The following is a 26,463-nucleotide window of genomic DNA, read 5'->3' as shown; positions in this document are numbered from 1 at the left end:
GTTTCAGAAACTTTGAAAAGACAAAACTCGCATTTTCATTGCCATAAACATAAAACGAGAGAAGACAAGAACTGTCCTCTCTCGGTGTTAAGTGGGTCAACCCACTACAGTTGACAAAGAGCCCAACTAATTTGTTTCCTGACTCTTAACATAGTAACGAAGCAACAACTTAGCAAACCATTTAGGCCAAAAAAGTTTATACATGAAGTAGTCTTCAGCAGTACGGTTATTATTTTCAATGTTATTAGTCGTCTCCGACTCCTCATGGATTCTATGAAACATCAGAGGTTCTGAAATGTATTCAAATAGCCCTTGTCTTTGCGAGATTTGGTACCAAGCATACCAGTCTAGTGATACCTTTAATTGCTCATCAAACTGGAAATCTGTTACATTTTTCAAATCATAGGTTACTGCTGGGCAGCAAATGGGATTGCCAAAAGCCAAAATGCGGTATCGCCACCATTTTACCTGTGGAAACATGGCAAGGCATCTCAACATCAATCGCTTGATGTGTAAATTCGTGTTAGCAGGTATCTCCACACTATCTTTTAACTCAGCATAATCAGAATATAAAATCAGACTATCCTCTCTAGCTTGTGACAAAACTTTTTGACCGTATTCAGGAAGATAGACATCATCCTGATGTGCAATGGTAGCATAGCGTGTTTTAACAAAAGACAAGGCATTATTCCAGTCCTTACCGATACCGCCACCTTGACGAGTAAAGACGGGAATAGCTTCAGTCTCACAAATCCGATAAATATAATCGCTTGGCGTACTTGTGTAAAGAATAATCTCCGATTGTAGTGTCTGAGCTTTTAAGGAACGTATACAGTCCAACAAATAAGGGCTATCTCCATAAGCACAAATGACATAGGTATGATTAGTTGCCATTATTTTCTTCCACATCTTTCAACCGTTTTTTCAAGAGTGACACTTCTTGAACCAAGCATTTCAGGTCTTCTTTTTGCTTAGAAATCATCACTGTGTGCATGAAAACCGTCACTAAGAGAAAGAAAACCGCTAAAACAAGCAAGAAATTAGACACCAATTCAAAGCCAAGCAGTCGTCCAATCCAAATCGGAATGCCATTAAAGAGAGAAATAAGCAGTAAAACCAAGCCAATCACTAACCAGATAAAAGCCTGCTCAAAGAGCAAGGCATTTTTATTGATTTGCCGAATGACCAGATACAAAAAACCTAGCGCCACAAGAAACATGATCAGAGATAACATAGGCATTACTCACTCTCCTTCATAAAGGCTGCAATCAAGATAGAGGAGCAAACCTCTATCATATAGCAGATAGATTTAAGTGGTGTGATTGATGATTCGCCACCTTGACGTTCAAACATATTAGCAGGAGCTTCCATCACTCGGCATTTTCGTTTCAATAAGTGGACAATTGATTCAGGCTCTGGATATTTTCTCGGATAGCGTTTTGCAAAATACGCGATCACTTTTTTATTCCCTAATCGATAACCAGATGTTGTGTCATAAATTTTTTTACCAGTTGTCCATCTAATCATTTTTGAAATAACGCTAATCCCAAAACGACGCATCGTGGTTGTTTGAAATTCTGAGACCTCTTCTCCTACAAATCGCGACCCAATAACCAAGTCTGCTTGATCAGAAATAATAGGGTCTAGTAAGACACGGAGCGAGCGAATATCATGTTGACCGTCGCCGTCAAACTGAACAGCAACATCATAACCATTGTCTAAAGCATAACGATAGCCTGTTTGAACAGCTCCACCTATACCTAAATTCATGACGAGATGAACAGCATTTAATCTGTTGTCTTCTATGATTTGCTTTGTCCTATCGGTTGACCCATCATTGATGACCACATAATCTAATTGAAGCTCTGAGGACAATTCTTTCTGATGGTCTAAAATGGACTGAACCGTCTGTAAAATACTAGCCTCTTCATTATAGGCTGGGATAATTAACAAAATTTTCATTTTTTCTCCATTTTTTAGACAATACTATTTCTTTTTTAATTGTCTTTTACGATAAGACATCATTGCTGGAATAAGTGAATTTATAATTTTATAACGTAACATGGGAAAAAAACGAGTTACATTATTGAATAAATAAAAACATTTAAAATAAAATTCCCATCCAGTCTCCATTTCTGTATCTTTCCAAGGTGTTTTCGATAAATAACGGTGGTACTGGTTACTAAATTTATGATGATTCCCTCTTCTCCATGGCCGCTCTTCTCCTAAAAAATGGATAATAACCGGATTATTAAGTGCTAAATGATAATTCTGCTCAGACATGAAGTCTATAGGTTTCGTCAATTTTTTCAAGACATGATACGGATACGACCAATAAATATTAAAGAAATTATATCGAATAGATAGGACATAAACCTGTTCTCTTAATGCCCCATTCAAAGCGTCTTGATCATTAGCAAAAAGTCTACCTTTATGCTTCTCATAAAAAGATAACACTTGTTTCCCTATATTTTCATCACGCCATTTTTTTAAGTCAATTAATAATACCCCCGCATTACAATAAAGGCGATTATTTAATTTTAAATCTAATTTTCGCTGTTTGTCCACAGTTGGTTCAGGAGACATGCCGATTACATTTCCAAAAAGATTCGTTTCAAATAACTCTTCTAAATCATCTAAAACCAAAGTATCGCCATCCAAATATAAAACTCGTTCAATATCATCTGGTAATAATTTATCTAAAAATAATCTAGCTAATACAATTGGATGCCAGCCATTTGTATCCACTGTAAAATCCAAATAATTTTTTATATTGCCTAATTCAATAAAATATATTTGTTGCCCATATGACGACACAAAATTCTTCAAAAGATTTTTATTGATATCAGAAATACCGTCCGAAACTAAATAGAACTTTATTTTTTTTGAAAACTTATTATTTTCTAGAATAGAGCAGATACATGTTGCAACTTGTGGGACAAAACCATTATTTAATGTAAATAAAATATTCATTGGTTACCCTTTCTTAAATTCCATCGTACAATCGTATAAATCAAAATACTAAGCAATAAATAAAACATCATGACTAACAAAAAGGATTGTGCAGCTCCTAAAATACCTAAGCTAGTTATCATATTTTTAGTAATTATCTTAGAAACGATAAATGTTAATAAGTACGCCAGTAATAAATACCTTTGTTTCCTAAAAATTGTTAATATTATATCTACAATCATAGACAAAACGTTTAATCCACCTGCAACAAGCAACAAGGTCAAGGCTAATCTATTCTCTGATAAGTTTATACCATAAACTGCTCCAAGAATCTCAGGTCCAATAATAAAGCTTGAAGCTATTATTAATAAAGATAACAAAGCCATACCTCCAAAAAAGGTATTAACTTTCTTAAAAAAAATGGTTTGCTCATTATTTAACCAATGTTCTGAAAGTTGAGTTGTAAATGGTCTAAATATAAAAAATAGCAATGATAGAACAAATACCGGCATAAACAAAATATTAAAATCTCGTTGTATCCCTGAATTTAAGAGTCCCTGTTCAAGTAAATTATCAATAACTAATTTAGGCTCATTATATATAGCTGTTATCAAATACCCATTAATAAATAAAGGAAAGCAGGCTCCTAAAATAGACCAAGCTGATATTAAATGATGAAATTTAAAGCTTTTTAGAATATAATCTGGAAATTCTTTCTTTTGAATGGCAATATCTAGTGGAAAAATGAGAACAAAGTTAACTAAAAAAACTAAAAAACTAGATAGCAACAACTCATTCGTAAGTGCTAATCCAATTCCAAAAACAATCAATGTAGCAACATTTCTTACAAATTGGATTTTTCCTGATAAATCCGAACGCGACTGTTGTTGAAAAAAACCTTGGTAAACATCCGAGACTGCTTCACATGCTCTATAAAGAATTAACATTAAAATTACTACTACTTTATTATAGTTATAATCTGTATAAAATAAATATCCAATAGCAGTTATAACCATTACTAGAACCGTAAAAATTCTTGTTAGCAAATAAGCTTCAAAAGAATAAACTTCATTTGTATCCGTTGATTGAAAATTACGAATATAAAAATACCCTAAAACATAAAATTGTTGAGCTAGAGCATAAGCAAAACTAAACATGTCTGTTTGACTAGCTGATAAAAAACGAGTTGAAAATAATAACATTAAAATTGATACAACTGATGAGGATATTGTACCGATAGTATTCCAAATATAATTCTTTTTTTTGATAATTATTTCCTACTTTCTTGAAATTCTGCCACCTTTGACTTCAAAAAAATCTTTATGGCGACTAAGATAACCTTTGCCGACGGTGATATCATATTGGAGCAACTGCATATCTCGGCGTACCACCTCCTGTTCTTCCGTCAAGTTACTTGTCTGGCTACTTACCTCTTGCAAATAACGAGTCAATAGAGCCTGATAAGGTGTGACCTTAGAGTTCGTATGCTCTAGCAACTCTGCAATAAAGTTATTAGCCCCAACTTTCGGGTAATTAAGGCGACGCTTAGGGTCTCTGTTTGTCCAAATGAAGTAATCAGTAAGGTGCTGATTGTCTGGTTGATCTTTAAAAATATCCAGTGGATATAAGCCTGGTAAGTGGTCTCCATAGAAGACAACCGTCACAGTTTGATCAAAAGTTGATAATTTTTCTAAAAAATCTTTTGTTGCTAGATCTGTATGGGATAACAGACGGGCATAGCTCGTCAAATTATTATTTTCAGCTTCGGTGAATGCTGGTCCTTGTGCAGTCATAGCAGCAGGCTCACTAGCTGACCATGGCGCATGGTTTTGCATAGTGATAACAGAAAAAAATTGTGACTGATCTTTATCCAAAAGATTTAGGACGTTGTCATATGTGGTCTTGTCGCTGATATGAACACCAAGATACTCCGGATTCTCAATACTATCTTTTGAACCAGATAAAGCAAGAAACTTTTCAAATGTCAAGGAATTATAGAAGACCGAGCGGTTATAACCAGTCGCACCGTACGGGTGGATAACAAAGCGCTGGTCAGGAGCGTACTGGCGACTAATTGATGGTAGGTAATTCATCTTAGGCACAACCTCCGTATAGAGGATAGACACTGATGGTGAATAGAGTTCATAGGCCAATCCTGTGAGGGATTGAAATTCCAGATTGGCTGTACCACCACCATAGAAATCGCTCCACATCAATCCGCCAGTCGTCTGTTCTGTCAAAGAGGTGATATAAGGGAGGGCAGGCTTAGATAGGTTAATCCCTTCAATCCGTTCTGGATTTGCCAAACTTTCACTTAGCACAAAGATTACGGTTTGATCTTCTAGGCGATTTTGACGGTCCTCATTTATCTGTTCTGCCTCTTTGCGGTATCGTTCTTCCAAGTCAGCTAATGTTTCCTGACTATACTGCTCCGGTTTATCCATGACTGGCTTGGTCAGCTGTTTAACCCAAACAAAAGCCAATGATTTATAACGTGCCGCCATATCGAATCCAAGCCAGTTTAAATCAAGTTCATTGTTTAGGCGTGAGATAATTGGAACATTATCAGCAACCTTAAAATGCTCTTCTTTTTTGAAAACTGATGAAATATGATTAAAAAACAGGAGAAAAGCTACAGCGAGACTAATGCGCCCAATCCAAGTTCTGACTAACTTTCCTTTTAGCACACATCGTCTTAGAAAGATATAAGCACCAACTGCTAGTAGCAGACCGATGATCAACTTGGCTTTCGTTGCAGGGGCAATAAATCCTGCTAAAAAGCTCAATTCTTTGACCCATGCAATATCTGTAATCAATAATGGTTCTGCCCTCATGGTGAACTTCATCTCATTGGCAACTGCTATAATAGCAGCCAAGGGCAATATCAAAAGAGTGCCAAGAAAATAACGATTGACCAGCAGGTAAATCATCAAGAAAGTAAGGGTGAAAAAAGTTATCTGAAAACTCATGGCACCAGGTGCCATAATGTAACCATAATAAGATCCGTCACCACGATAGGCTTCTTGAAGGGCAAGATTGAGCACAACTGCCGAGGCAAAACTAGTAAATAGAGCTAAGCCCAGATGACCACGATTTTGTCTCAGTCCACTAAGTCCTCTCGTTAGCGCATAAGCAAGAATGACAAACACCACATAAATCGGTAGAAAAACTTGCCAAATACCTTGAGATACGGTCATACCATCATCAAGTAATCGCATAAAGTTAGGCGATAAGATTGTCAGCAATCGGCCATCTTGTAACGGTAATAAGGCAAACAAAACAGCTAGCGCCAAATCTGATACAATCTCTCCTTTAACAAAGGAAAAACGTGGCAAAAAACGATGGCAGATGACTCCAAGCCCAATTAACAAAGAAAATAACAATAGTAAGTGCTGATGGTGTGACTGACTTGCTAACTCTTTCAAATTAGCTTCAGGATCATTAACGTAATAAGCGGTTGTCACTAGACCGCTCAACAAGGGATAAAGGTAATAAACAAAAGCTAGTTTTAACAGTTGAAAAAGCCATTTTCCACTCGATAGAGCTGTGGCTAATGCAACGATACCTAAGCAAAGAGGAAATAACCACTGACTAGAGAGTAGTTGTATATGACGAGAGGTAATGTCTAACTCTAACAGGGATTGGAGCACCTGGTAAACAAAAAGGGGGATAGAGGCTAGAGCAACAAAGCATAAACCAGCTAGGGTTGCTAAGTTCGAACGATTTAATAACAAATAATTAAGTAGACCAGGCAACTGACTTCTTTGCCGATCATCAATAAACATAAGAAAACTCCTAGAGCTGAGTATATAGGGCAACACTGATGGTCAAAATCATCAAAAATGTATTGACATACTGTAAAATGGCAACAAACTTCTGATTATTTTCCTCAGAAAGTGGCGACAAGTTAAAGTTTCGATGAATCCAATCACTCAAGAAAAGCGGCAAGATTGCCAAAGGAAAGAAATAGTAACGTCCCTGCACACCACCAACAAAAACATCACCTTTGTGATAAACACGCGGGTCACCTGTAATGGCATAAATCGTCAACAAAGAAATTCCGATAAGCAGTCCACCGGTTAACACTTGAAAAGACCACGGGAGACGAATTTGTGTTTTCAAACTCACCAAGATATACATGGTAAAAAATAATACAACTGTCATCGACATTAAGAAGCCTGAATCGTGGGTGATGTATTGCAGGGGACGACTGATAAAGTGATCAACAAGTACAAACGGTGCGCTAGCCAGTGTTCGTAAAATTGGCAAGGGATGTGTCAGAAAATAACCAATTCCTGGGGATTGTTCAGATGCAAATGTTGAGACCTTGAAAACATTAATTATCCCTGAGTAAACAACTGCTATAATCATGATTAGCAAGAAATTAATAGCAGCAAATGGCTTAACTTGTTTTTCCGAACAGTATTTATTAGGAACAAATAAGGGAAGCAAAGCTAATAAAACATAGGGAAATTTTGCAAAAACCAGTAAGAAGGCCAATCCTTGCAGAAGCATTGTTTTTTTCAGGGTTAACTTCTCATAACCAGCTAGGATATTGCTCAAGTGCGCGATAAACAGCAGACTAACGCCATAATATAAATAATCATAGTGAAAACCAGCTGTAACGTATAAAGCTGATGGCAAAGTTCCCAGTAGATAGATGCCTTCCTTATAGACTTTACTCGCGTGAATGGCAAAGAAAACTAATAAGGCATAAGCAATAACTGTTCCTATGCGACCGAGATAATAGGATACCTTTACCTTACTTGAAAGCAACTCACCCAAATTCCAGCCAATTGTACCTGGTAAGTAAGCGGGGTTATCAAAACCAACCGGTTCACCAGCTACTGTACTGTCTTGATGCTCGACTGCATCAAAATAATCCTTGCCTTGATAATTCGAAGCATTACGAATCGGATCATGACGAAAAACAGCATCGTAATCTTTCAGCTCTTCTTTATCATACTTGAAAAAAAAGCTGCCAGATAAACCAATCGTGTTCTTCAGATGCGTTTCTTCATCTAAGGCATACTGTACAGGTCTGATTAAGGCAACCACTGTTCCAAAAATAGTAATGAACAAAAAAGCATTTCTAGCCAATCTCTTTGCTTGAGTAAAATCAGTTACTAGAAAATAAAGTACAATACCTAACACCACCCAAGAAAAGCGGATATCATACTGAAAATCAAACAGTATTGGTAACGTAACTGGCGCAAGAAAAACAATTAGCAAACCAATGATCATAAAAATTGCTTTTTTTATTAACTGAGAAGATTGAAACACAGGATATTCTCACTTTCTTTGTTCTTCTAATGAATAACGGCTATTGTCCTTAGTCATATCCACTCGATTGGCTAATCGAATACCACGCCATTTCTCCAAGTGAAAGAGCGGATTAATAAAAGTCCAATAGAGTTTTCGTTTCCATGAATAATCTTTATCTTTGAGAATTTTCGACATATCTTTCAGACTACCTCTGAGTGTTTCCTTAATAAGAGACGCGAAAGAGACAGGATGAGCATGTCCGCCACTATTAAGACGAACATTATAGGTCTCATCAAAAATTCTCTGACGATACTCTGACAAAAGAACGTCATTGGAATGCTCGACAACAGCTTTACCGTTGTAAGCTTTGATATAACCAGCGTCTACAATGTCCTTGCCGTATTCATAATCTTCAGAGTACTTCACTGGGCGATAGCCAATTGTATCAACCAAAAATTTACGTGGCGCTGCCGAGCAAACATCACTATAAAAGGATTCTTTAGTGTATAGTCCTTTTTGCTCGGCATTTGTCCTAGTCCACAGAGTCACCGCATCATCAGCCCCCTGCTCTCGGAAAACAGTCTGAATATCATACTTCATGGCCGGAAAACAGCCTAACCGAGGTTGTTGACGCCCCAAAACGGCAACAATCTTATCATTGATAGCAAAAGGTGCAAGCATCTCTGTCAACCAATTAAAATTAGCCGGCACCGCATCTTGACTGAGGTAAACCATAATCTCACCTTGAGACACTTCGGCAGCCATCTGACGTGTACCTCCATGTGAGTATTCACTCTTTTCTAATTGAATCAGTCTGAGATTACCGTGCGTCTGAGCAAAACGTTCGATAATATCAACAGACCTGTCCTTTGACCCCGAATCAGTGATTAAAACATCCCAGTCAAAATCTGTTTGCTGCTGATAAAGAGCTGTCAAAGTCTCTTCCAAATGGTCATGTTCTCCATTGTAAACAGGGATAAATACCGTTGCTTTTATCTTAGACATCTAACACCTCACGACGGATAATAGCCTCCACTTTACGATAACTCTCCTCCCATGACAAGGTCTCGTACTTATCACTCATAGCCTTAGCGTAATCTTCTTTGTCCTCCCGCTCTGCAGCAGAGCAAAGTTGGTCAGCGAGTGCTGTTGGGTAGGCTTCCGCATAGGCGATGTCTTCTAGGTCACCTAGCACCATCGTGTTGTTGTCACCTGTATTCATGACAGGGACACAACCTGCTACCAAAAGCTCCAAAGGCAAGAGAGACACATTTGTCAAAGACAAGACCAAACACGCCACACTTTCTTGGTACAATTTGGCTAGCTCTTCTTTGTTTAGAATGCCTCGATCAACAAAATCAAACGGAATGCTGTAGCCAGACATATCTTGACCAAAAAACTCAATGGTGTAGTCAGGGTGCTTATCTTTAAAAATTTTCAAGGCCATCACTCCCAGCTCAAAACCACGTCGTTCAGTATGAGCACGAGCATAGAAAGCAATTTTCTTTTCTTTTTTAATAATACCTTTTGGACGATAAATATTACTATCTGCCCCAAAATCGAAATAGTCTGCAGGCATACCATATTGACTGATTTTCTGCGTTAGCCATTTGCCGGCTGTAATCCCATAAAAACCAAACTTGTACGTTGCCTCAGCTAGCATGTAACGTGAACCAACCCCAAAAAAGATTGGTTCAAAATCTTGAACAAAATAAAATTTGTGAAGGTTTGATCCCTTAAGGTTAAAAACAGGATAAGCTGTTTCCCAGCTAGTAGCAAAGACCACATCATGTTCACCAAAAGACGAGAGATCACCAACAGCAACATCAATGCCATACGAACGTTTGAAAATCTCCTGAGCTTCCTTTGAAGACTGCTCAATCGTATTATTGTGGTAAATATAGAATGTGACCTGATGTCCTTTGCTCTGCAGGTAGTTAACAAAACGCGAAATCGTCGTATGCCCTCCCCCTCCAGGACCAACAGGAGGAGATACCCATGCGATAGATAGGTTATCTTTTTTTACCTTAGAAGGCCGCTGATAAGGCTGATTAAGGTAATCAGCAGCAATAATATCCTCAAATTGGGGCATAGCAGGTAATCTGTCTATTGATACTTTTGAAGGTGTCGATACAGCTTGACCAATCAGACGGTGTTTAACTTGCCATTTTAACTTTCGTAAAACAGCCTGCCCCCCCTCTTGACGATAGGTTTTAACAATTTTATCAAATACCATTCTAATCCTCTCCGCTTTGTCCTTTTAAAAGAGCTATAATCCGACTTGGGATTGCCCATCGACGAGATGTAATCACACGATTATATTTGCCCAATAAAATGCCGTATTGGTCAGTCAAACGTTGACATTCTGTCTCGGCATTTAGGAGTTGCTCTTTAAGATTCAGAATATCTTGATCACGATAGGCAATCATATCAGCTTGTTCAAAGGCTCTCATCTCTTGCCATGCTTCTCTCTCCACTTGCAGACGAGCGATTTCTAAAATATCCTTATCTGGATATTTTTCTAAGTACTCCAACTGTGTCTTCTTCAAACCTTCAACACGATAGCGAATCTTCTCACGGTCAGTCGGTCTAGAATCCGAATTTTGTGTCATGCGATAAGCCACTGTTGCTTCTGGCAAAAAGAGTGGCTCTATATGTTGAAATAATTCCAGTTGAATATTAAATGTATCATCAACCGCATTCGGATCAATCGTTGCATTTACCATTTGCATAAGCCGAGTCTCCACTAACCAAGATGATGGTAAGGTCATGCCTTTAGTGGCCAACATTTTCGCATAAGTGTTAGCATAGTCGATTGGCCCATTGATAAAGACATGCTCGTAAACAATATTCCCATATTCATCAACTATATGAAAATCAGTATTACACCACTTGGACTGAGGAACGGCTTCTAACAAGTCTACTTGTTTTTGTAACTTCAACGAGTCCAACCAATAGTCATCCGCATCACAACGTGCAATGTATTTGCCACGCGCCTCTTGACAAATAGCAACCCATGTTTTGGTAATTCCTAGATTACTGTCATTAAAAAATAAGCGAATAAGATCAGGGTGCTTACTGGCATAATCTGTTAGTACCTCCCTTGATTGGTCTGTAGAACAGTCATCAACAACAATAATCTCGTAGGGAAACGTTGTTTCTTGCGCCAAAAAACTATCCAGAGCTTGTGGCAAGTATTGGGCATAGTTATAGCTCGTACAAATAATTGAAACCATGACGTCTGCCATCTCAGGAACCTCCTTACCCTTCTATCTGCCAGTGACCGTTGCGCTGAATCATGCCTGTAGCAGAGTCTAAACCTGACAAATCATCAGGTGCCAAATCTTTGCGACGAACAAAAATTGTCGGACTGTTCTCATAATTTGCAAATGCCAACATCTGACGATTTTCACCCAACACCGTCACTTCCAAGCGTAGATTGGCATCGTTTAGTGCTGCCAATGAGCAAGTATATCGGTAACTTTTTTGTCCTTTGGTATAACTCTTTTGATCCCAACTGTTATCATTATAGATCCAAATCTTCCGATCAATATCTGTCAATGAAAAAACAACAAAATTTTCAATATTTTGTGTCACCGTGTAAGTCACAGAAAATTCGACAAAATCCTCTGGGCTGATTTGCTGGTTCGACAACAGTTTCACTTGTAAATCCGTTACAACATTGTCACTTTCTGTCTCATGACTATCGTTTTGTTCAACCGTAACGTTATCCACACTATACTGATTAGCCACATCAAACGGATCGCCGTAGGCCTTGACCAGACCATTTTCGACTAAGACCGCTCGGTTGCAGTATTTCTTGACCGCACCCATATCGTGGGTGACGAGAATGGTCGTCTTTCCACTATTCTTACGCTCAAGGAAATAATCGTTACACTTGCGCTGAAAGGCCTCATCTCCGACCGCAAGAACCTCATCAAGAATCAGAATATCACCTTGCGCCTTGATGGCAACGGAAAAAGCCAAGCGTACCTGCATGCCGCTCGAATAGTTCTTGAGTTTCTGGTTCATAAACTCTCGGAGCTCAGCAAAATCAACGATGTCATCATACATGGCGTCAATCTGTTCGGTCGTAAAACCCAACATGGCACCATTCATATAGACATTTTCCCGACCTGTCAACTCTGGGTTGAACCCAACCCCTAGCTCGATAAAGGAGACGAGCTTGCCATCAACCGTCACCGTGCCCTGCTCAGGCACGTAAATCTGAGAAATAATCTTGAGCAAGGTTGACTTGCCTGAGCCATTTCGTCCGACAATGCCAAAGAAATCGCCTTCCTTGACCTCAAAGTTGATGTCTCTGAGAACATGCTGCTCCTTGTAACCTTTGATGCCTTTAAAACGGTTGACCAGAGCTGTCCGTAAACTTCTGGTCTCCTCGGTCGGCAGTCTAAAAAATTTGCTGACGTGGTCTACTTTGACCACTGTTTTTCTATCTGTCATTACAAAATCTCCGCAAAACGCTTGGCTTCTTTTTTGAAAATAGCAGAGCCTATCACTAGAACAAGGACTGGCAAAAGATAAGACACCAGACCCAACCATGACCCCTCGTAGAGTTGCCAGCCCCGAAAAGATCCACTGTAAACAATAAAATGCCTAATGTCCTGAATAATCTGAGCCATAGGATTGAGCATCATGACTTTTGCCATGAGTGGTGTCCACGGATTCTCACGCTGTAAAAAGAAATTAAGCGAGTAAATCACTGGTGTAGCATACATGCCCGCCTGCATGATGACTTCCCAAACCGGTCCAATATCTCGGTACTTGACAAAGAGACTAGACAACATCAAGGCTAATCCTATGGCTAGAACAAACAATTCAAGAAAGAGAGGCACCAAGACCAGAACAGACCAGCTAAGTGTAACTCCATTGAGTAGAGCAAAGACCAAAACAACAAGCAAGTTGATGCTGTAGTTAATAGCTGCCCCGACCACTGCTGATAAGACGATAATTTCTTTAGGAAAATTGAGCTTACGCAACAAATCCCCCCGTGACACAATAGACATCATGCCCATATTGGTCGCTTCCGCAAAGAAATTCCACGTCACCATGCCAAACAAGACGCCAATAGCATTATGTGGTGTCCCATCATCCAACCGTAAAAAGCGGATAAAGACCACATACATGATAGAAAAAAGCATCATCGGCTTCAAAATTGACCACAAATGCCCAATCACACTCCCTTGATAACGGAGCTTAAAGTCTGTTTTAACCATCTCCCGCAAGAGGATACGGTGTTCTTTGCTAAATAGATTCATCTCTTTTCTCACTTAAATAACCAAACTTGGTTAAGATTAGGGTCGTAAAGACCAGGGTATGAAACCAGCGGTTCTTGGCAAAACCATAACGCCACAAGGTCGCCCAGCGTTGCCTCAAAGGCTGGTTCATCAGTCCAACATAGGCTTCAACCATTGCTTTTTTGTCTTGGGGCAATGGCAGAGCTAGGAGTTTCGCCGCCTGTGCTTGACTGCTTTTGATGAGCCACCAGTATTTGGCCACTAAAACCTGCGGTCTTAGCCAATTTTTCATGCGCTTGCGCCAGGTTCTCGCCCCAAGGACATTGTTGTCGTGCTGACGATAGAGCTGAGTAACTTGGTCAACATAGACCAGTTTGCCCATGCTGCTGGCTACTAGAGCCAGATACCAGTCATGCATGAGCAGATCATCAGCTATTTGCCAGAGCTCCGCCAAAGCATGGTTAATCATCATGGTGCCACCAGTCACCGTATTCTCCGTCAACTCCTGATGGAGCTCGGTGTTCGCATGATGCGACTGAGTGGCAATCATGCTCTCATGAAGAACCGTTAATTCCTGATTGACAACCTTGAGGTCTGTGTAGACCAGGAGCGGTTTAGTCATGTCTTCTTGTTTCGCCTGTGACAGGGTCACTCCCAGCTTATCGGGCAACCAAACATCGTCTTGATCGCTGAAAAAATAAACATCTGCAGGCTCATGCTTCACCAAGCTGTAGAAGCTTTTAATAACACCCAGATTACGCTCCTCATCTGGATTGACCCAGCGGATGCGCCTGTCCTTAGCAACAAATGCTGCTATCACGGTTCTTGTATCGTCGCTTGAGCCGTCATCTCGGATGAGAAGCTGCCAGTCAGCATACGTCTGCGCTTGAATGCTCTCGATTTGCTGGGCTAAAAAACGTGCCCCGTTGTAGGTTGATAAGAGAATATTAACCTTCATTTAAAAACAAGTCCTCATACTCTCCAACAATTTTTTCCCAAGTGTACTGGTCACGGATAATGCCCTTAGCCATCTGTCCCAGAACTGTAAAATCAGTCTGACCATCCACGTCGTCAATCAGACCAGCTAAACTGCCATCTTGCTTGGTCCAGTAATGGCTACTTTGACCTGCCACCGTGCGGTTGAAGGACACATCTAACACCAAGTTTAGGTCAGTCTGTGCTAAGGCTTCTAGCAGACTAGGATTGGTTCCTCCGACCTCATGACCATGGATATAGGCAAAGGCCTGCTGGCGGATATAAGCCACAAGAGGCTTGTCATAAACTGTCCCGACAAACTTGATCCGAGAATCACGGTCAAATCCTGTCGCCTGCTTCAACCGTTCAAAATAAGCACTGCCCTCTTGGTTACAAATAATGACCAAATCTCTCTGGGTACGACTTTCCATAAACTCGCGAATAATGGTTTCGTAGTTATTTTCAGGGACAAAACGCCCCAAGATCAGGTAGTAATTTTTTTCTCTCAAGTTATGCTGGTCAAAGTAAGCCCGCACCTGCGCATCTGTCGGCGTCAGAGGGGTTGGTTCCACTGTCGTGCCATAGGCGATGCAAGTCGTCTTAGCTTTGGGATAGGCTTGCTTAATGTAATCTTCTATACCGATATTGTCAGCGATAACTAGGTCAGCCGTCTGGCACATGAACCGCTCAGCCAGTTTCAGGTAGGCACGAACAGGACGCGGCCACTTAGTGCGTCGCCATTCCAGACCGTCAGGGTTGATGTAAAACACTCCCCCTACTGACCAAATCTGACGAGCAAAGAGAGGCATGATGCCACCTATGGTATTACCCAAAAGGTAAAAAATCGGACGCTCCCAGCCTTTTGTTTTGACTAGTTTTAGGGCGTATCGGACCGCCATCAAGTCATAAGCCATGACACGTGCTGCTCCCAGTTGAGGTGGGTTGATGGTAAAGCAGTCTGCCCCTCGGTAGAAGAAATGGGTGCCATGATCGCTATCAGACAGACAGGCGACATGATAGGTCACGTTTTTTGATTGCTGGTGAGTGACCAATTCCTCAACAAAGGTCTCAAAGCCACCATACTTAGCCGGCAATCCTCTGCTGCCGATGATAAACACATGACGCATCCGCTTCTCCTTTCTTTGTTGATTAAGCAGAATATCACTCTATTATACCATAACATTAAGCCATGGAACAAGTTAAAAAGTTATCACGATAAAAACTGAACAAACAGATAAAAGTCACTGTCTTTTTCGGTCATAACCTCCTAAAATATGGTACAATAGGGTCATTATATCTATGGAGGAAAATGTGCCAAAACGAATCAATCGCGTCAGGAGACGACGACAAGTAACTCTCAACATCACCTTACTAAGCCTGTTGCTTGTCAGCTCACTTACCCTTTACAATGTCGTTCGTCAAATAGAAAACGGGCAAACCCCCAGTGTCAAAACCCTCTGGCAAATCAAGTTACAAGACCCAAAACCTACTTTTGCAGTTGGGCAACAGGTTATTCTCCTTAAATCAGCCAACAAAAACACCGACGGCACTCTCTTAAAATCAGCCAACAAAAACATCGACGGCACTCTCTTAGATACCCTGAAAAATAACATAGCGCAGGTCATTTCCAGTAAAAAAGTAACGATCGATGGGAATAACCTGATTGTCTATGAGTTGAGCTATAACCAAGGCAAGATGATGAGCGGGGTCCCCGAAACTCAATTACGTGCCATTGATACCGCCTATCGTCTCGGTGAAACAGTGACTATTGCCAATCATCCAGAAGACGGCGAAAAGGAAGACGGACAAGTCAATGGTATCCAACTCAAAGAGATTGATGGCAAGGTGCAATACCGCTATGATGCCACTTTCCCAAACCTCGGTCAGCTAACTGACCTTGCTGAAGAAGATTTCGTTTGGGTGACCACCTTAGGGTTTCGTGAGGATAATACAGCCACTGAAAACAACAAGATTCTACAAGAGGCTTTGAATGCTGCCAAAACAAAATCAAGCTCACGTTTGCTCTTTCCTCCTGGTCGCTTCGCCATTGGAAGCCAAACCCCTGAGACAGATTATATTACGTTGACCTCAAATGTAGAGCTCCGTGGTCAGGACACAACCTTAGTTGTTGATGGCTCAGCACGCTGGTTCGGTCTGACAACAGGCCCTGAAGCAACCGATGGGCTCTCACATTTTACCATGCAGGGGCTAACAGTCGAAGCCAAAGATTTAACACAGGGCAATCAGTTTATCCTCATGGCCAATCACGGCTACGATTGGCAGGTTTTTAATAACCGCTTCACCATGGTACAGCAACTATCCAGCCATATTTTTGATCTCGGCGGGGTACAACAGGCGGTCTTTTCAAATAACGTGTTTGAAGGCTATGCGCCCGAACTAACAACTGTCACAGAAATTGGCAATCGTAGCATCCATAATTTTATTGCAGAAGCTATCCAGCTAGACGCATCATCAAACAATGGCGAATGGGATGGTGGGATGCTAAAAACCATCGACCCAAATTATCAGGTCAACAACCCTAACCAACTGGTGAGTAACCAAATTACAATTCAAAACAATCACTTCCTACCCTATATCGGTTCAGACGGTCAGATTGTCGCCTACGGCGGGAGCATTGGGCAACACTCCTCAGGGGTCGGTCAGGTTACCATCACAAACAACACCTTCACCTCAACCTTATCCCGACGGTTCATCACAAGTGTCCCCGAGGGCGATCGTTGGGTCTTTGAGCCCATCCATCTCCAGTCCAATGCTGATAATCTCATCTACGCCAATGTCTTTAACTAATCAGACCACAAAGATGGACTAACCACAGATGAACAATCATAATCGTAGCAGAAAATTGTCTGCGATGATTTTTTGTGCTAAAGTAGATTTATTAGTAAAGTAAGGAGACGTTCTCATGGTAAAAGAATATGATTACATCGTGATTGGAGCAGGTAGTGGTGGTATCGCTTCTGCCAATCGTGCTGCAATGCACGGTGCCAAGGTTGTCCTATTTGAATCAAAAGATATTGGTGGCACCTGTGTCAACCTAGGCTGTGTCCCTAAAAAAGTCATGTGGTATGGGGCTCAGGTGGCCGAAGCCATCAACCACTACGCTGCCGATTACGGTTTCGATGTGACGACCAACAACTTTGATTTTGGGACGCTAAAAGCTAACCGCCAGGCCTACATTGACCGTATCCATGTGTCTTACGATCGTGGGTTTGACAACAACGGTGTTGAGTTAGTTCAGGCCTACGCTAAATTTATTGATGCCCATACGGTTGAAGCCAACGGTGAGCGCTACACTGCTCCCCATATCCTAATTGCAACTGGTGGTCATGCGGTCGTTCCTGATCTACCAGGAGCAGAGTATGGCATCACCTCTGATGGCTTCTTTGAGCTAGATGCCGTGCCTAAACGAGTAGCAGTTGTTGGCGCAGGCTACATCGCCGTTGAAGTGGCTGGTGTCCTCCACGCCCTGGGGGCAGAGACCCATCTCTTCGTCCGCCAGCACGCGCCATTGCGGAACTTTGATAGCTTTATCATCGACGGTCTAGTCGAGGAGATGGCTAAAAACGGTCCGAGCCTCCATACTTTTTCTGTGCCTAAAGAGGTGGTCAAAAACGCCGACGGTAGCCTGACACTTTTTTTGGAAAATGGGCAGAGCTACACTGTCGATACCCTCATCTGGGCTATCGGTCGCAAACCAAACATCTCAGGATTCAATCTGGAGGCCACTGGCGTAGCCCTCAACAATCGTGGTTATATTGCGACTAACGAGTTTGAGGAGACCAACATTGACGGCATCTACGCTCTAGGTGACGTCAATGGTAAAATCGAGCTGACACCAGTTGCCGTGGCTGCAGGTCGTCGTTTGTCTGAGCGCCTCTTTAACGGTCAAACAGGATTGAAGCTAGATTACACCAACGTTGCCACTGTCGTCTTTAGCCACCCAGCTATCGGCACTGTCGGCTTAACTGAGGAAGAAGCTAAGAACACCTACGGAGAAGACCAGATTAAAGTCTATACCTCAACCTTCACCTCCATGTATACCGCTGTCACCAGCCATCGTCAAATTTGCAAGATGAAGCTGGTTGTGGCAGGTGACAAGGAGAAAGTAGTCGGTCTTCACGGTATCGGCTATGGGGTCGATGAGATGATTCAAGGTTTCGCCGTGGCGATTAAGATGGGAGCAACCAAGACAGACTTTGACAACACTGTTGCTATCCACCCAACTGGTGCAGAAGAATTTGTCACCATGCGTTAAATATCTCAAGAACGATCAACAAAAAATGAACCTAAGTCACCTGTAGGTTCATTTTTATCATCGCTTTATAATGTTATTCCCAGAGCAATACGTGCGTAACGGCTCATGCGCTGAGGTGACCAGGCGGGGTACCAGACCAACTTGACCTCAGAAGAGGTCACCTCTGGTATGGTTTTCAACACATCATACATCTGGTCTGTAATCAAATCAGCTAAAGGACAACCCATGGTCGTCAAGCTGATATCAATTTCTGATCGGCCATTTTGCTCAAAGCGAATCTCATAAACCAGTCCTAAATTGACAATATCAATGCCTAATTCAGGGTCGATCACCTCTTCTAAAGCCTGCAAAATGCGGTTTTTGATGTCTTCAATCTCTTGGTCCGTGTAAGCCATTTCCTCTTCCTCTTCTAATGTGTCTTAACCGTTTCCTCAGCTAACAAAGGCTTCCCCATTGTTAATATTTTTTGCTTGCCACTCAATGTAAAGCCCTGAGTGTTGTAAAAATCAACAGCTCGGCGATTGTCAGCCAAAACCCAAAGAAAAATTTTTGAACAGTTTGACAAGTGCTTTATCCCTGCCTCTAGCAATAATGTGCCTATCCCCTGTTTCTGGTGTGAAGCTAGAATGCCAATCGCTGAAATCTCACCCTCGTCAGCCGAAACTTGACGACAAGTCATAAAACCGATAGGCTCCTGATTCAGCCAGGCCAAAAAAGTAGTTTCAGTGTCTAATCTATCCCTCGTGCGCTCCATGAGCTGAGGCAAACTAAGGGAGTTTAAGTAGTCACCACCAACCAAACCTTGATAGGTCTCTTGAAAAATTGCTAATTGGATAGCAGCTTTCTGAGGAATATCAGACACAGACATAGGGCGTATGCTTATCATTATATCTACTCCTAAAAAACAGGCACAAAAAGAATAAATTAAGGTCTTAAGCTGTCTTCGATTCGCTCAGCAGTACAAGGGTTTTCTGACATGAATCGCACTTTCTAACGCTAAGGGTTCCCTAGCCAACATTTTTCGGGGTAATCCGGATAATGTTGTGACAGGCGATAACGCCACACTTTCGTCAGACGAAATTGAACGCTAAAATGTTACAATTTCTACCTTCGGTTCGCTACCAACTTTCTAAGCTCATCGCTCAGAAGGTTCTCTAGAATAATGACATCGTTCTAGACCATGACTATCATCAGCTAAACAGGCCTACCTCAAATAACATGACGCAGTAGTTGGCTGGACTTTCTACGCCCTACAGGCTATGAAAACCCTAAAAGAATGAGGGAAATATTGCTTCCCTCATTTCCAACCTCAAACAGTCACTTCCCTGACTGTTTGAGCCTTGCGGAGGTAAGGCGACGACATCCAGCCCTTCCCTTAGGCTACCGATGTGTGTTTCACTCTCACTCATCAATAAAGTCTTTGAGTTGCTTGCTACGGGACGGATGGCGGAGTTTGCGTAGCGCTTTTGCCTCGATTTGACGAATGCGCTCACGGGTCACGTTAAAGACCTTGCCCACATCTTCCAGCGTGCGCATCTTGCCATCGTCCAGCCCAAAGCGCAGACGCAGCACGTTTTCCTCGCGGTCAGTCAGGGTATCTAGGACTTCGTCCAATTGCTCGCGCAGCACCACGCGCGTGGTGTAGTCAACAGGGTTCTCAATCACTTCATCTTCGATGAAATCGCCCAGATGGCTGTCATCTTCTTCGCCGATTGGAGTTTCAAGAGACACAGGTTCTTGAGCAATTTTCAAAATCTCACGCACCTTATCAGGAGTCATATCCATCCGCTCTGCGATCTGCTCAGGTGTCGGTTCCGTTCCTAGTTCTTGCAAGAGATTGCGTTGTTCCCGTACCAGCTTGTTGATGGTTTCAACCATGTGAACAGGAATCCGAATGGTTCTGGCCTGATCGGCAATGGCACGGGTAATGGCCTGACGAATCCACCAAGTGGCATAGGTTGAAAATTTGAAGCCTTTGGCGTAGTCAAACTTATCGACGGCCTTCATGAGCCCCATGTTGCCCTCTTGGATCAAGTCGAGGAACTGCATACCCCGACCAACATAGCGCTTGGCGATGGACACCACTAGACGCAGGTTGGCTTCTGCCAGACGTTGCTTGGCTTCGACATTGCCTTCCGCAACCAGGAGAGCCAGTTCTTTTTCTTCTTCGTTGGACAAGAGCGGCACGACACCGATTTCCTTGAGGTACATGCGGACAGGGTCATTGACCTTGGCAGAATTACTACCAAGCAATTCTTCGTCGCTCAATTCTTCAGGTTTGATTTCTTCAATTTGGTAGGTAGTTGACGGATTGCCTTCCTTATCGGTGATCGCAAGACCACCGTCAGTCAGTCTTGTCAAGAGGTCATCAATCTGATCCGCATCCAAGCTAAAGGGAATCACGAGCTGCTCAGTGACCACATCGTCTACAGCTGTCCCTGCTGCCTTATGTTTACGAATAAATTCTGCAACTTGAACGTTAAAGGTTGAAATGTCTTGTTGTTTTGTCATACAAACTCCTATTCTAAACGCCTTTTTTGGGCGATGAGGGCTGCCAGAGCATCTTCTGCCTCTAGCAAATTCCCTTGTTTACTGTGTTCACGAACAGCACGCTGGTGCTGGGCAAGTTCTTGCTGGCTCAAATAATGTTGCCGCCAGTAGAGCAACTCTTCAATCTCACCCTCGGGCATGACCTCTGGAAAATGTTCTGCTTGAACATCATAATAGGCCTGTCGACTGTCATCAGAAAGCTCAGACAGCATCTGGGAGTCAATCACCTCCTCAGCCAACAAGTTCTCATATAAGGTTTGAAGAGCGGGTGTTACAAAGGCAAAATCCTCGTTATACCTGAACTCTTGCAAGAGATGATGCTGAGTCGATAAGCGATAAAACAGCTGTTGCTCAGCCCTGACTAGCCCTCCTTTTTGCGAAGAAGTTTGAGGAAGCTGCTGCCAGCTAGCAGGCAAGGGCTTAGCAGGTGACCGATTAGGCTCAGGTTGCTGTAGGCGCTGCTGATTGACAGCTTGCTCAACCATAAAATAATCAAAGTCAGGCAGCAAATCCGCCACTAATTGGCAGTAACTAGACTGAGCTATGATTGACGACTCACGAGCAATGAGCTGTGCCATCTGCTCCACATAAGCAATCTGGGCTTGAAGATTGTCTAGATTATCTGGCAACCAATAGTGAGCATAGAACTCTACTTGACTGATTCGGGATTGGGTCAGAAAACGGGCCAATTCTTCTTCAGAATGCTTTTGTAAAAAATCATCAGGGTCCAGCTGTTCAGGCAGTCGAACAATTTCTGTTGTCAGATTGGTTAACAGAGTTAAGGACTTGTCGATAGCAGCTTGCCCAGCCTGATCGCCATCATAGGCTAAAATGACTTTCTTGATATAAGGCTTTAGGTGCGCAATATGTTCTGGTGTCAAAGCTGTTCCCATGGTCGCTACAGCGTTTGTGACCCCAGCCCGATAAGCAGCGATAACATCCATGAACCCTTCCATCAGATAGAGTTCACCTGTTTTTTTCGCCACGCTTTTAGCCTTATCTAAGTGGTAGAGTTCATAGGATTTATTAAAAATGGGCGTTGAACGCGTATTTTTATACTTAGCCTGCTGATTCGCTCTGCCATTGTCCCGCCAAATCCGCCCTGAAAATCCAATAGGTCGACCACTATCATCAAGCAGAGGGAACATAATCCGATCACGAAAAGCATCAAAAGCACGATCCTCACTCCAGTTAAATAGCCCTGAATCACTCAATGTTTTTTCATCATGCTTTTTGGATAGGTTTTGATAAAGGTAGTCAGACTCATCTGGCGCAAGACCGATGCCAAAATACGTCAGCAACTCATCTGTCAAGCCTCGCTTAGCAAGGTAAGCTTTGGCGGCTGCTCCTTGCGTGGTTGTCATCAGAACCGCCTGATAAAATTTAGCGGCATCGCGATTGATGTCATAGAGCTGTTGATGAGGGTGCTGTGATTGCTGCTGAGGTAACGACTGCTGCCTGACTAAAGGAATCCCAGCCCGTTCCGCCAAAATGTGAGCTGCTTCGGTAAAACTAACTTGCCGATACTCTTCCAAGAATTTGAAGACATCGCCTGACTTGCCACAACCAAAACAGTGATAAAACTGCTTATCCTCCAAAACGTTGAAAGAGGGTGTCTTTTCTTTGTGAAATGGGCAGAGCCCCAAAAACTGTCTCCCCTGTTTAACAAGCGGCGTCACCTCGTTAATCACATCAACAATGTTAACACTAGCCTTGATATCCGCAATTTTTTCCTTGGTTAACAGGCGAACCACCTCCTCCAACAGCTGTTGATGTTTTATATTCAATTATACCACAAGGAGAGGTTTTGGTAAACGAACAAGCGGTGACGATGAAAAACAGGACAAAATGCCCTGTATCATCCATCAGTCTTCAAACCCTTGAGGGTGTTTGCTCTGCCATCTCCAGGCGTCATCACACATCTGCTTGATGCCAAGCGTCGCTGTCCATCCTAGCTCACGACTGGCCTTATCGACCTTGGCATAGCAAGTTGCAATGTCCCCTGGACGTCTTGCCACAATCTGATAAGGAATGTCGCGACCCACTGTTTCTGACATCTGTTGAATAATCTCTAGAACTGAATAGCCCTGACCTGTCCCAAGGTTGTAAATCGATAGCCCGGTCTCGGGTGCTAGGCGCTTCAAAGCAGCAACGTGTCCTTTAGCTAAATCCACCACATGAATATAATCTCGGACACCAGTGCCATCAACGGTATCATAATCATCCCCAAAGACACTGACTTGCTTCAGTTTTCCAACAGCCACTTGGGTAACATAAGGCAGGAGATTGTTTGGAATCCCACGTGGATCTTCTCCCAAATCACCGGATACATGCGCTCCAATCGGGTTAAAATAGCGGAGCAACACGATGTTCCAACTCTTGTCAGAATGGTAGAGGTCCGTTAGAATCTCTTCCAACATCAGCTTTGTTCGACCATAAGGATTGGTCGCTGACAAGGGAAATTCTTCCGTAATTGGAACGGTATGAGGGTTACCATAAACAGTTGCCGATGAGCTGAAAATGATATTTTTGCAGCCATAATCTGCCATCACCTTGAGCAAGTTAACTGTCCCTGAGATATTGTTATCATAATAGTCCAGCGGAATCTGTGAAGACTCTCCGACAGCTTTTAGACCCGCAAAATGAATCACATGGTCAATCGCTTCTTTTTCAAAAATCTGGCGCAAGAGCTCCGCATCTCGAATATCTCCCTGATAAAAGGTGACCTGCTGTCCAGTCAATTCTTCAACAACAGCTAAACTTTTAACGTTTGAATTACGCAGATTGTCCAGCACAATCACTTGATGCCCGATTTCTAGAAGTTCCACACAGGTATGGGAACCGATATAGCCTGTTCCCCCTGTCACCAAAATCCTTGCCATGCCAACCTCCTTATGTTAACTGATTTTCTTATCTCTAGTATATACAATTATCCCTTGATTTGTCAATCTAAAACCATGCTTCCCTACTTTGAATATCCCAATTTTAAGAGGCTACTTTAGCATTTTGCTTTGCGATTTTTTTAAAATTATGGTAAAATGGCAGAGTATAGTAAACAATGAATGAGGTGACACATGGCTTTTGGTGATCAAGGTCCACGTAAAAAAACATGGTTCGAACGCTTGACGCTCTTCGTCGTTCTTTTGATGGTTCTAGTAACCATTGGGAGCTTGATTTTGAGCGCTTATTCAGCCATCCGTTAAAACGCTACCCAGCGTTTTTTCATTGGTGTGGACAATAGCAGAGCAGCAACAGCTCAAGAAAGTTGTCGGCTCGACACGCTAAAGACCAGATTGGCTTAACAAGATTAGTTAAGTCATCAAGTGAAGCAAAACTCAGACTTGCTGTACTTGTCCGACCAGACTTCAACTAAAGAAAGAATAACTAAACTATGAGTATGTTTTTAGATACTGCCAAAATCAGCGTTAAAGCTGGACGTGGTGGTGATGGAATGGTGGCTTTTCGCCGTGAGAAATACGTGCCAGATGGCGGTCCTTGGGGCGGTGATGGCGGTCGTGGGGGCGATGTGATTTTCATCGTTGATGAAGGCTTGCGGACCCTGATGGATTTTCGTTACAACCGCAAATTTAAGGCCCCATCCGGCGAAAAAGGCATGACCAAGGGCATGCACGGCAAGGGCGCTAAGGATCTCTATGTGCGTGTTCCTCAAGGAACGACCATCAAGGACGCAGTGACTGGCAAAGTCATCACAGACTTGGTCGAACACGGTCAAGAATTTATCGTTGCCAAAGGCGGTCGCGGAGGGCGTGGTAACATTCGTTTTGCAACACCACGCAACCCTGCACCAGAGATTGCTGAGAATGGTGAGCCTGGTGAAGAGCGAGACCTCGAGCTGGAATTGAAGATTTTGGCTGATGTTGGTCTGGTTGGTTTCCCGTCCGTCGGCAAATCAACCCTGCTCAGTGTGGTTTCTGCAGCTAAGCCTAAAATTGGGGCTTATCACTTTACCACCATCGTGCCTAACCTTGGCATGGTCAGAACCAAGTCTGGCGATAGCTTTGCCATGGCTGACCTACCAGGTCTGATTGAAGGTGCTAGTCAGGGTGTGGGCTTGGGTACTCAGTTTCTCCGTCACATCGAGCGGACACGCGTCATTCTTCATGTGATTGACATGTCTGCTAGTGAGGGGCGAGATCCCTATGAGGACTACGTCGCCATCAACAAGGAGCTAGAGACCTACAACCTGCGCCTCATGGAGCGACCTCAGATTATTGTGTCCAACAAGATGGATATGCCAGAGGCTGAGGACAATCTGGCTCTCTTCAAGGAGCAACTCGCTGCCAACTACGATGAATTTGATGAGTTACCACAGATTTTTCCAATTTCAGGGATTGCTCATCAGGGGTTGGATGCTCTTTTAGAGGCAACCGCTGACTTATTGGCCAAGACAGACGAGTTTCTCCTTTACAACGAGGACGAGATGTTGGATGAGGAAGCCTACTACGGCTTCACCGAAGATCAGAGACCATTTGACATCAGCCGTGACGACGATGCGGCTTGGGTGCTGTCTGGTGAAAAACTGGAACGCCTCTTTGTCATGACCAACATGGAACGCGACGAATCCATCATGAAATTTGCCCGCCAGTTGCGTGGTATGGGGGTCGATGAAGCCCTCCGAGAACGCGGTGCCAAAGACGGTGATACCGTCCGCATCGGCAACTTTGAGTTCGAGTTTGTGGATTAGTGAAAGAGTCCAGTGGACTCTTTCAGCTACTCGCCCTAAAATGAAAAAGCGAGTAGGGCTTCGTGGGACCTTATCAACCCGAGCCTAAAAATTGGAGAGCGAGCCTAGAAGCGACAAAATAAACAAAGGCTGTAACAACCTAATCAAGCGCGTTGCCTAAAAAACAAGAGCAATGAGAGATTTGTTTGCAAAAAAGGCTCCTTTGACTGATGCTATGGCAAATATATTGGCTGAAATTCTCGCTCATCGTCTCGTTTTTCATTGAGTAAATGGCAAAATAACTTGTGCTAAAATCTTATCAAGGGAGGGTCAAGCATGGGCGATAAACCGATATCTTTTAAGGACAAGAATGGTAATTTTGTGTCAGCTGCTGATGTTTGGACAGCTGAAAAATTAGAGGAGCTGTTCAACACGCTCAACCCCAACCGTAAACTGCGTTTGGAGCGCGAGCGATTGAAACAAGATAATACCTAAGCAAACGG

The 26,463-nt window shown here is 42.6% G+C and carries 24 protein-coding genes; 5 read left to right on the top strand and 19 right to left on the bottom strand.

All coding sequences use genetic code 11. The features are described 5' to 3' along the window. Nucleotides 1-126: 126 nt before the first annotated feature. From ACERC5_RS05275 to cps2T, 14 genes are all read right to left on the bottom strand, one after another. Nucleotides 127-894, bottom strand: a complete 768-nt coding sequence (locus ACERC5_RS05275; RefSeq protein ID WP_373658732.1) for a glycosyltransferase family 2 protein — start codon at nt 892-894, stop codon at nt 127-129. Further along, a complete protein-coding gene (locus ACERC5_RS05270) occupies nt 884-1,240 on the bottom strand; it encodes a DUF2304 domain-containing protein (protein ID WP_373658733.1) in 357 nt (118 codons plus the stop codon). The genes ACERC5_RS05275 and ACERC5_RS05270 overlap by 11 nt, the downstream gene beginning before the upstream one ends. Next, nucleotides 1,240-1,962, bottom strand: a complete 723-nt coding sequence (locus ACERC5_RS05265) for a glycosyltransferase family 2 protein (RefSeq protein ID WP_373658734.1) — start codon at nt 1,960-1,962, stop codon at nt 1,240-1,242. The genes ACERC5_RS05270 and ACERC5_RS05265 overlap by 1 nt, the downstream gene beginning before the upstream one ends. A 24-nt stretch (nt 1,963-1,986) precedes the next feature. Continuing rightward, the gene (locus ACERC5_RS05260) at nt 1,987-2,973 is read right to left on the bottom strand and encodes a glycosyltransferase family 8 protein (protein ID WP_373658735.1); all 987 of its coding nucleotides are present in this window, start codon (nt 2,971-2,973) and stop codon (nt 1,987-1,989) included. After that, entirely contained in the window at nt 2,970-4,109 is a 1,140-nt protein-coding gene (locus ACERC5_RS05255) for a lipopolysaccharide biosynthesis protein (protein ID WP_373658736.1), read from the bottom strand. Before ACERC5_RS05255 ends, ACERC5_RS05260 begins: the two co-directional genes overlap by 4 nt. A gap of 120 nt (nt 4,110-4,229) precedes the next feature. Next, nucleotides 4,230-6,737 carry an LTA synthase family protein gene (locus ACERC5_RS05250; RefSeq protein WP_373660325.1) on the bottom strand — a complete coding sequence of 836 codons (2,508 nt, stop codon included), beginning with the start codon at nt 6,735-6,737 and terminating at the stop codon, nt 4,230-4,232. 10 nt (nt 6,738-6,747) lie between these two features. Continuing rightward, nucleotides 6,748-8,196: a DUF2142 domain-containing protein gene (locus ACERC5_RS05245; protein WP_373660324.1), complete on the bottom strand. Its 1,449-nt coding sequence runs from the start codon at nt 8,194-8,196 to the stop codon at nt 6,748-6,750. A gap of 48 nt (nt 8,197-8,244) precedes the next feature. Further along, complete coding sequence (locus ACERC5_RS05240; RefSeq protein WP_373658741.1) at nt 8,245-9,222, bottom strand: glycosyltransferase family 2 protein; 978 nt, start codon at nt 9,220-9,222, stop codon at nt 8,245-8,247. Then, on the bottom strand, nt 9,215-10,453 hold the full coding sequence (locus ACERC5_RS05235) for a glycosyltransferase family 1 protein (RefSeq protein WP_373658742.1): 1,239 nt from the start codon (nt 10,451-10,453) through the stop codon (nt 9,215-9,217). The genes ACERC5_RS05240 and ACERC5_RS05235 overlap by 8 nt, the downstream gene beginning before the upstream one ends. 1 nt (nt 10,454) lies before the next feature. Next, complete coding sequence (locus ACERC5_RS05230; protein ID WP_373658743.1) at nt 10,455-11,465, bottom strand: glycosyltransferase family 2 protein; 1,011 nt, start codon at nt 11,463-11,465, stop codon at nt 10,455-10,457. Between the two features lie 13 nt (nt 11,466-11,478). Beyond that, entirely contained in the window at nt 11,479-12,681 is a 1,203-nt protein-coding gene (locus ACERC5_RS05225) for an ABC transporter ATP-binding protein (RefSeq protein ID WP_373658745.1), read from the bottom strand. After that, nucleotides 12,681-13,496 (bottom strand): ABC transporter permease, encoded by an 816-nt coding sequence (locus ACERC5_RS05220; protein ID WP_373658746.1) that lies wholly within the window; start codon nt 13,494-13,496, stop codon nt 12,681-12,683. The genes ACERC5_RS05225 and ACERC5_RS05220 overlap by 1 nt, the downstream gene beginning before the upstream one ends. Next, on the bottom strand, nt 13,483-14,433 hold the full coding sequence (locus tag ACERC5_RS05215) for a glycosyltransferase family 2 protein (RefSeq protein ID WP_373658747.1): 951 nt from the start codon (nt 14,431-14,433) through the stop codon (nt 13,483-13,485). Before ACERC5_RS05215 ends, ACERC5_RS05220 begins: the two co-directional genes overlap by 14 nt. Further along, entirely contained in the window at nt 14,423-15,577 is a 1,155-nt protein-coding gene (gene cps2T / locus ACERC5_RS05210) for a beta 1-4 rhamnosyltransferase Cps2T (RefSeq protein WP_373660323.1), read from the bottom strand. The genes ACERC5_RS05215 and cps2T overlap by 11 nt, the downstream gene beginning before the upstream one ends. Nucleotides 15,578-15,761: 184 nt before the next feature. Between cps2T and ACERC5_RS05205 the strand changes: the two genes are divergently transcribed. Then, nucleotides 15,762-17,258 carry an HlyD family secretion protein gene (locus tag ACERC5_RS05205; protein WP_373660322.1) on the top strand — a complete coding sequence of 499 codons (1,497 nt, stop codon included), beginning with the start codon at nt 15,762-15,764 and terminating at the stop codon, nt 17,256-17,258. A gap of 115 nt (nt 17,259-17,373) precedes the next feature. Continuing rightward, a complete protein-coding gene (gene gorA / locus ACERC5_RS05200) occupies nt 17,374-18,726 on the top strand; it encodes a glutathione-disulfide reductase (RefSeq protein ID WP_373658750.1) in 1,353 nt (450 codons plus the stop codon). Nucleotides 18,727-18,791: 65 nt separating this feature from the next. Here the strand turns inward: gorA and ACERC5_RS05195 are convergent, their stop codons facing one another. The 5 genes from ACERC5_RS05195 to galE all read right to left on the bottom strand — a co-directional run bounded on the left by ACERC5_RS05195 (nt 18,792) and on the right by galE (nt 24,158). Beyond that, nucleotides 18,792-19,121, bottom strand: coding sequence for a metal-sulfur cluster assembly factor (locus ACERC5_RS05195; protein WP_373658751.1), 330 nt, complete (start codon nt 19,119-19,121; stop codon nt 18,792-18,794). A 14-nt stretch (nt 19,122-19,135) separates the two neighbouring features. Further along, complete coding sequence (locus tag ACERC5_RS05190; protein ID WP_373660321.1) at nt 19,136-19,612, bottom strand: GNAT family N-acetyltransferase; 477 nt, start codon at nt 19,610-19,612, stop codon at nt 19,136-19,138. Between the two features lie 515 nt (nt 19,613-20,127). Next, a complete protein-coding gene (rpoD, locus tag ACERC5_RS05185) occupies nt 20,128-21,237 on the bottom strand; it encodes an RNA polymerase sigma factor RpoD (RefSeq protein WP_373658753.1) in 1,110 nt (369 codons plus the stop codon). Nucleotides 21,238-21,245: 8 nt separating this feature from the next. Beyond that, complete coding sequence (gene dnaG / locus ACERC5_RS05180) at nt 21,246-23,030, bottom strand: DNA primase (RefSeq protein ID WP_373658784.1); 1,785 nt, start codon at nt 23,028-23,030, stop codon at nt 21,246-21,248. Nucleotides 23,031-23,141: 111 nt separating this feature from the next. Continuing rightward, nucleotides 23,142-24,158, bottom strand: a complete 1,017-nt coding sequence (galE, locus tag ACERC5_RS05175) for a UDP-glucose 4-epimerase GalE (protein WP_373658754.1) — start codon at nt 24,156-24,158, stop codon at nt 23,142-23,144. 192 nt (nt 24,159-24,350) lie between these two features. On the opposite strand from galE, the gene ACERC5_RS05170 reads away from it, so the two are divergent. From ACERC5_RS05170 to ACERC5_RS05160, 3 genes are all read left to right on the top strand, one after another. After that, complete coding sequence (locus ACERC5_RS05170) at nt 24,351-24,479, top strand: DUF4044 domain-containing protein (RefSeq protein WP_018367432.1); 129 nt, start codon at nt 24,351-24,353, stop codon at nt 24,477-24,479. Between the two features lie 188 nt (nt 24,480-24,667). Next, nucleotides 24,668-25,981 (top strand): GTPase ObgE, encoded by a 1,314-nt coding sequence (obgE, locus tag ACERC5_RS05165; protein WP_373658755.1) that lies wholly within the window; start codon nt 24,668-24,670, stop codon nt 25,979-25,981. A 315-nt stretch (nt 25,982-26,296) separates the two neighbouring features. Then, nucleotides 26,297-26,455: a hypothetical protein gene (locus ACERC5_RS05160; protein ID WP_373658756.1), complete on the top strand. Its 159-nt coding sequence runs from the start codon at nt 26,297-26,299 to the stop codon at nt 26,453-26,455. Nucleotides 26,456-26,463: the final 8 nt, after the last annotated feature.

This window comes from Streptococcus sp. E24BD (assembly GCF_041807825.1).
Taxonomy (GTDB): Bacteria; Bacillota; Bacilli; order Lactobacillales; family Streptococcaceae; genus Streptococcus; species Streptococcus entericus.
This window is presented reverse-complemented; position numbering and strand designations above follow the sequence as displayed.

Excerpts from the sequence above, each read along its gene's own strand:
- ACERC5_RS05190 (WP_373660321.1), bottom strand. The coding sequence starts at position 19,612 with ATGATAAGCATACGCCCTATGTCTGTGTCTGATATTCCTCAGAAAGCT.
- ACERC5_RS05270 (WP_373658733.1), bottom strand. The coding sequence starts at position 1,240 with ATGCCTATGTTATCTCTGATCATGTTTCTTGTGGCGCTAGGTTTTTTG.
- ACERC5_RS05170 (WP_018367432.1), top strand. The coding sequence starts at position 24,351 with ATGGCTTTTGGTGATCAAGGTCCACGTAAAAAAACATGGTTCGAACGC.
- gorA (WP_373658750.1), top strand. The coding sequence starts at position 17,374 with ATGGTAAAAGAATATGATTACATCGTGATTGGAGCAGGTAGTGGTGGT.
- ACERC5_RS05260 (WP_373658735.1), bottom strand. The coding sequence starts at position 2,973 with ATGAATATTTTATTTACATTAAATAATGGTTTTGTCCCACAAGTTGCA.
- ACERC5_RS05250 (WP_373660325.1), bottom strand. The coding sequence starts at position 6,737 with ATGTTTATTGATGATCGGCAAAGAAGTCAGTTGCCTGGTCTACTTAAT.
- ACERC5_RS05225 (WP_373658745.1), bottom strand. The coding sequence starts at position 12,681 with ATGACAGATAGAAAAACAGTGGTCAAAGTAGACCACGTCAGCAAATTT.
- ACERC5_RS05160 (WP_373658756.1), top strand. The coding sequence starts at position 26,297 with ATGGGCGATAAACCGATATCTTTTAAGGACAAGAATGGTAATTTTGTG.
- ACERC5_RS05240 (WP_373658741.1), bottom strand. The coding sequence starts at position 9,222 with ATGTCTAAGATAAAAGCAACGGTATTTATCCCTGTTTACAATGGAGAA.
- ACERC5_RS05220 (WP_373658746.1), bottom strand. The coding sequence starts at position 13,496 with ATGAATCTATTTAGCAAAGAACACCGTATCCTCTTGCGGGAGATGGTT.
- cps2T (WP_373660323.1), bottom strand. The coding sequence starts at position 15,577 with ATGCGTCATGTGTTTATCATCGGCAGCAGAGGATTGCCGGCTAAGTAT.
- ACERC5_RS05230 (WP_373658743.1), bottom strand. The coding sequence starts at position 11,465 with ATGGCAGACGTCATGGTTTCAATTATTTGTACGAGCTATAACTATGCC.
- ACERC5_RS05265 (WP_373658734.1), bottom strand. The coding sequence starts at position 1,962 with ATGAAAATTTTGTTAATTATCCCAGCCTATAATGAAGAGGCTAGTATT.
- rpoD (WP_373658753.1), bottom strand. The coding sequence starts at position 21,237 with ATGACAAAACAACAAGACATTTCAACCTTTAACGTTCAAGTTGCAGAA.
- ACERC5_RS05275 (WP_373658732.1), bottom strand. The coding sequence starts at position 894 with ATGGCAACTAATCATACCTATGTCATTTGTGCTTATGGAGATAGCCCT.
- obgE (WP_373658755.1), top strand. The coding sequence starts at position 24,668 with ATGAGTATGTTTTTAGATACTGCCAAAATCAGCGTTAAAGCTGGACGT.
- ACERC5_RS05235 (WP_373658742.1), bottom strand. The coding sequence starts at position 10,453 with ATGGTATTTGATAAAATTGTTAAAACCTATCGTCAAGAGGGGGGGCAG.
- ACERC5_RS05245 (WP_373660324.1), bottom strand. The coding sequence starts at position 8,196 with ATGATCATTGGTTTGCTAATTGTTTTTCTTGCGCCAGTTACGTTACCA.
- ACERC5_RS05195 (WP_373658751.1), bottom strand. The coding sequence starts at position 19,121 with ATGGCTTACACGGACCAAGAGATTGAAGACATCAAAAACCGCATTTTG.
- galE (WP_373658754.1), bottom strand. The coding sequence starts at position 24,158 with ATGGCAAGGATTTTGGTGACAGGGGGAACAGGCTATATCGGTTCCCAT.
- ACERC5_RS05215 (WP_373658747.1), bottom strand. The coding sequence starts at position 14,433 with ATGAAGGTTAATATTCTCTTATCAACCTACAACGGGGCACGTTTTTTA.
- ACERC5_RS05255 (WP_373658736.1), bottom strand. The coding sequence starts at position 4,109 with ATGTTTAGTTTTGCTTATGCTCTAGCTCAACAATTTTATGTTTTAGGG.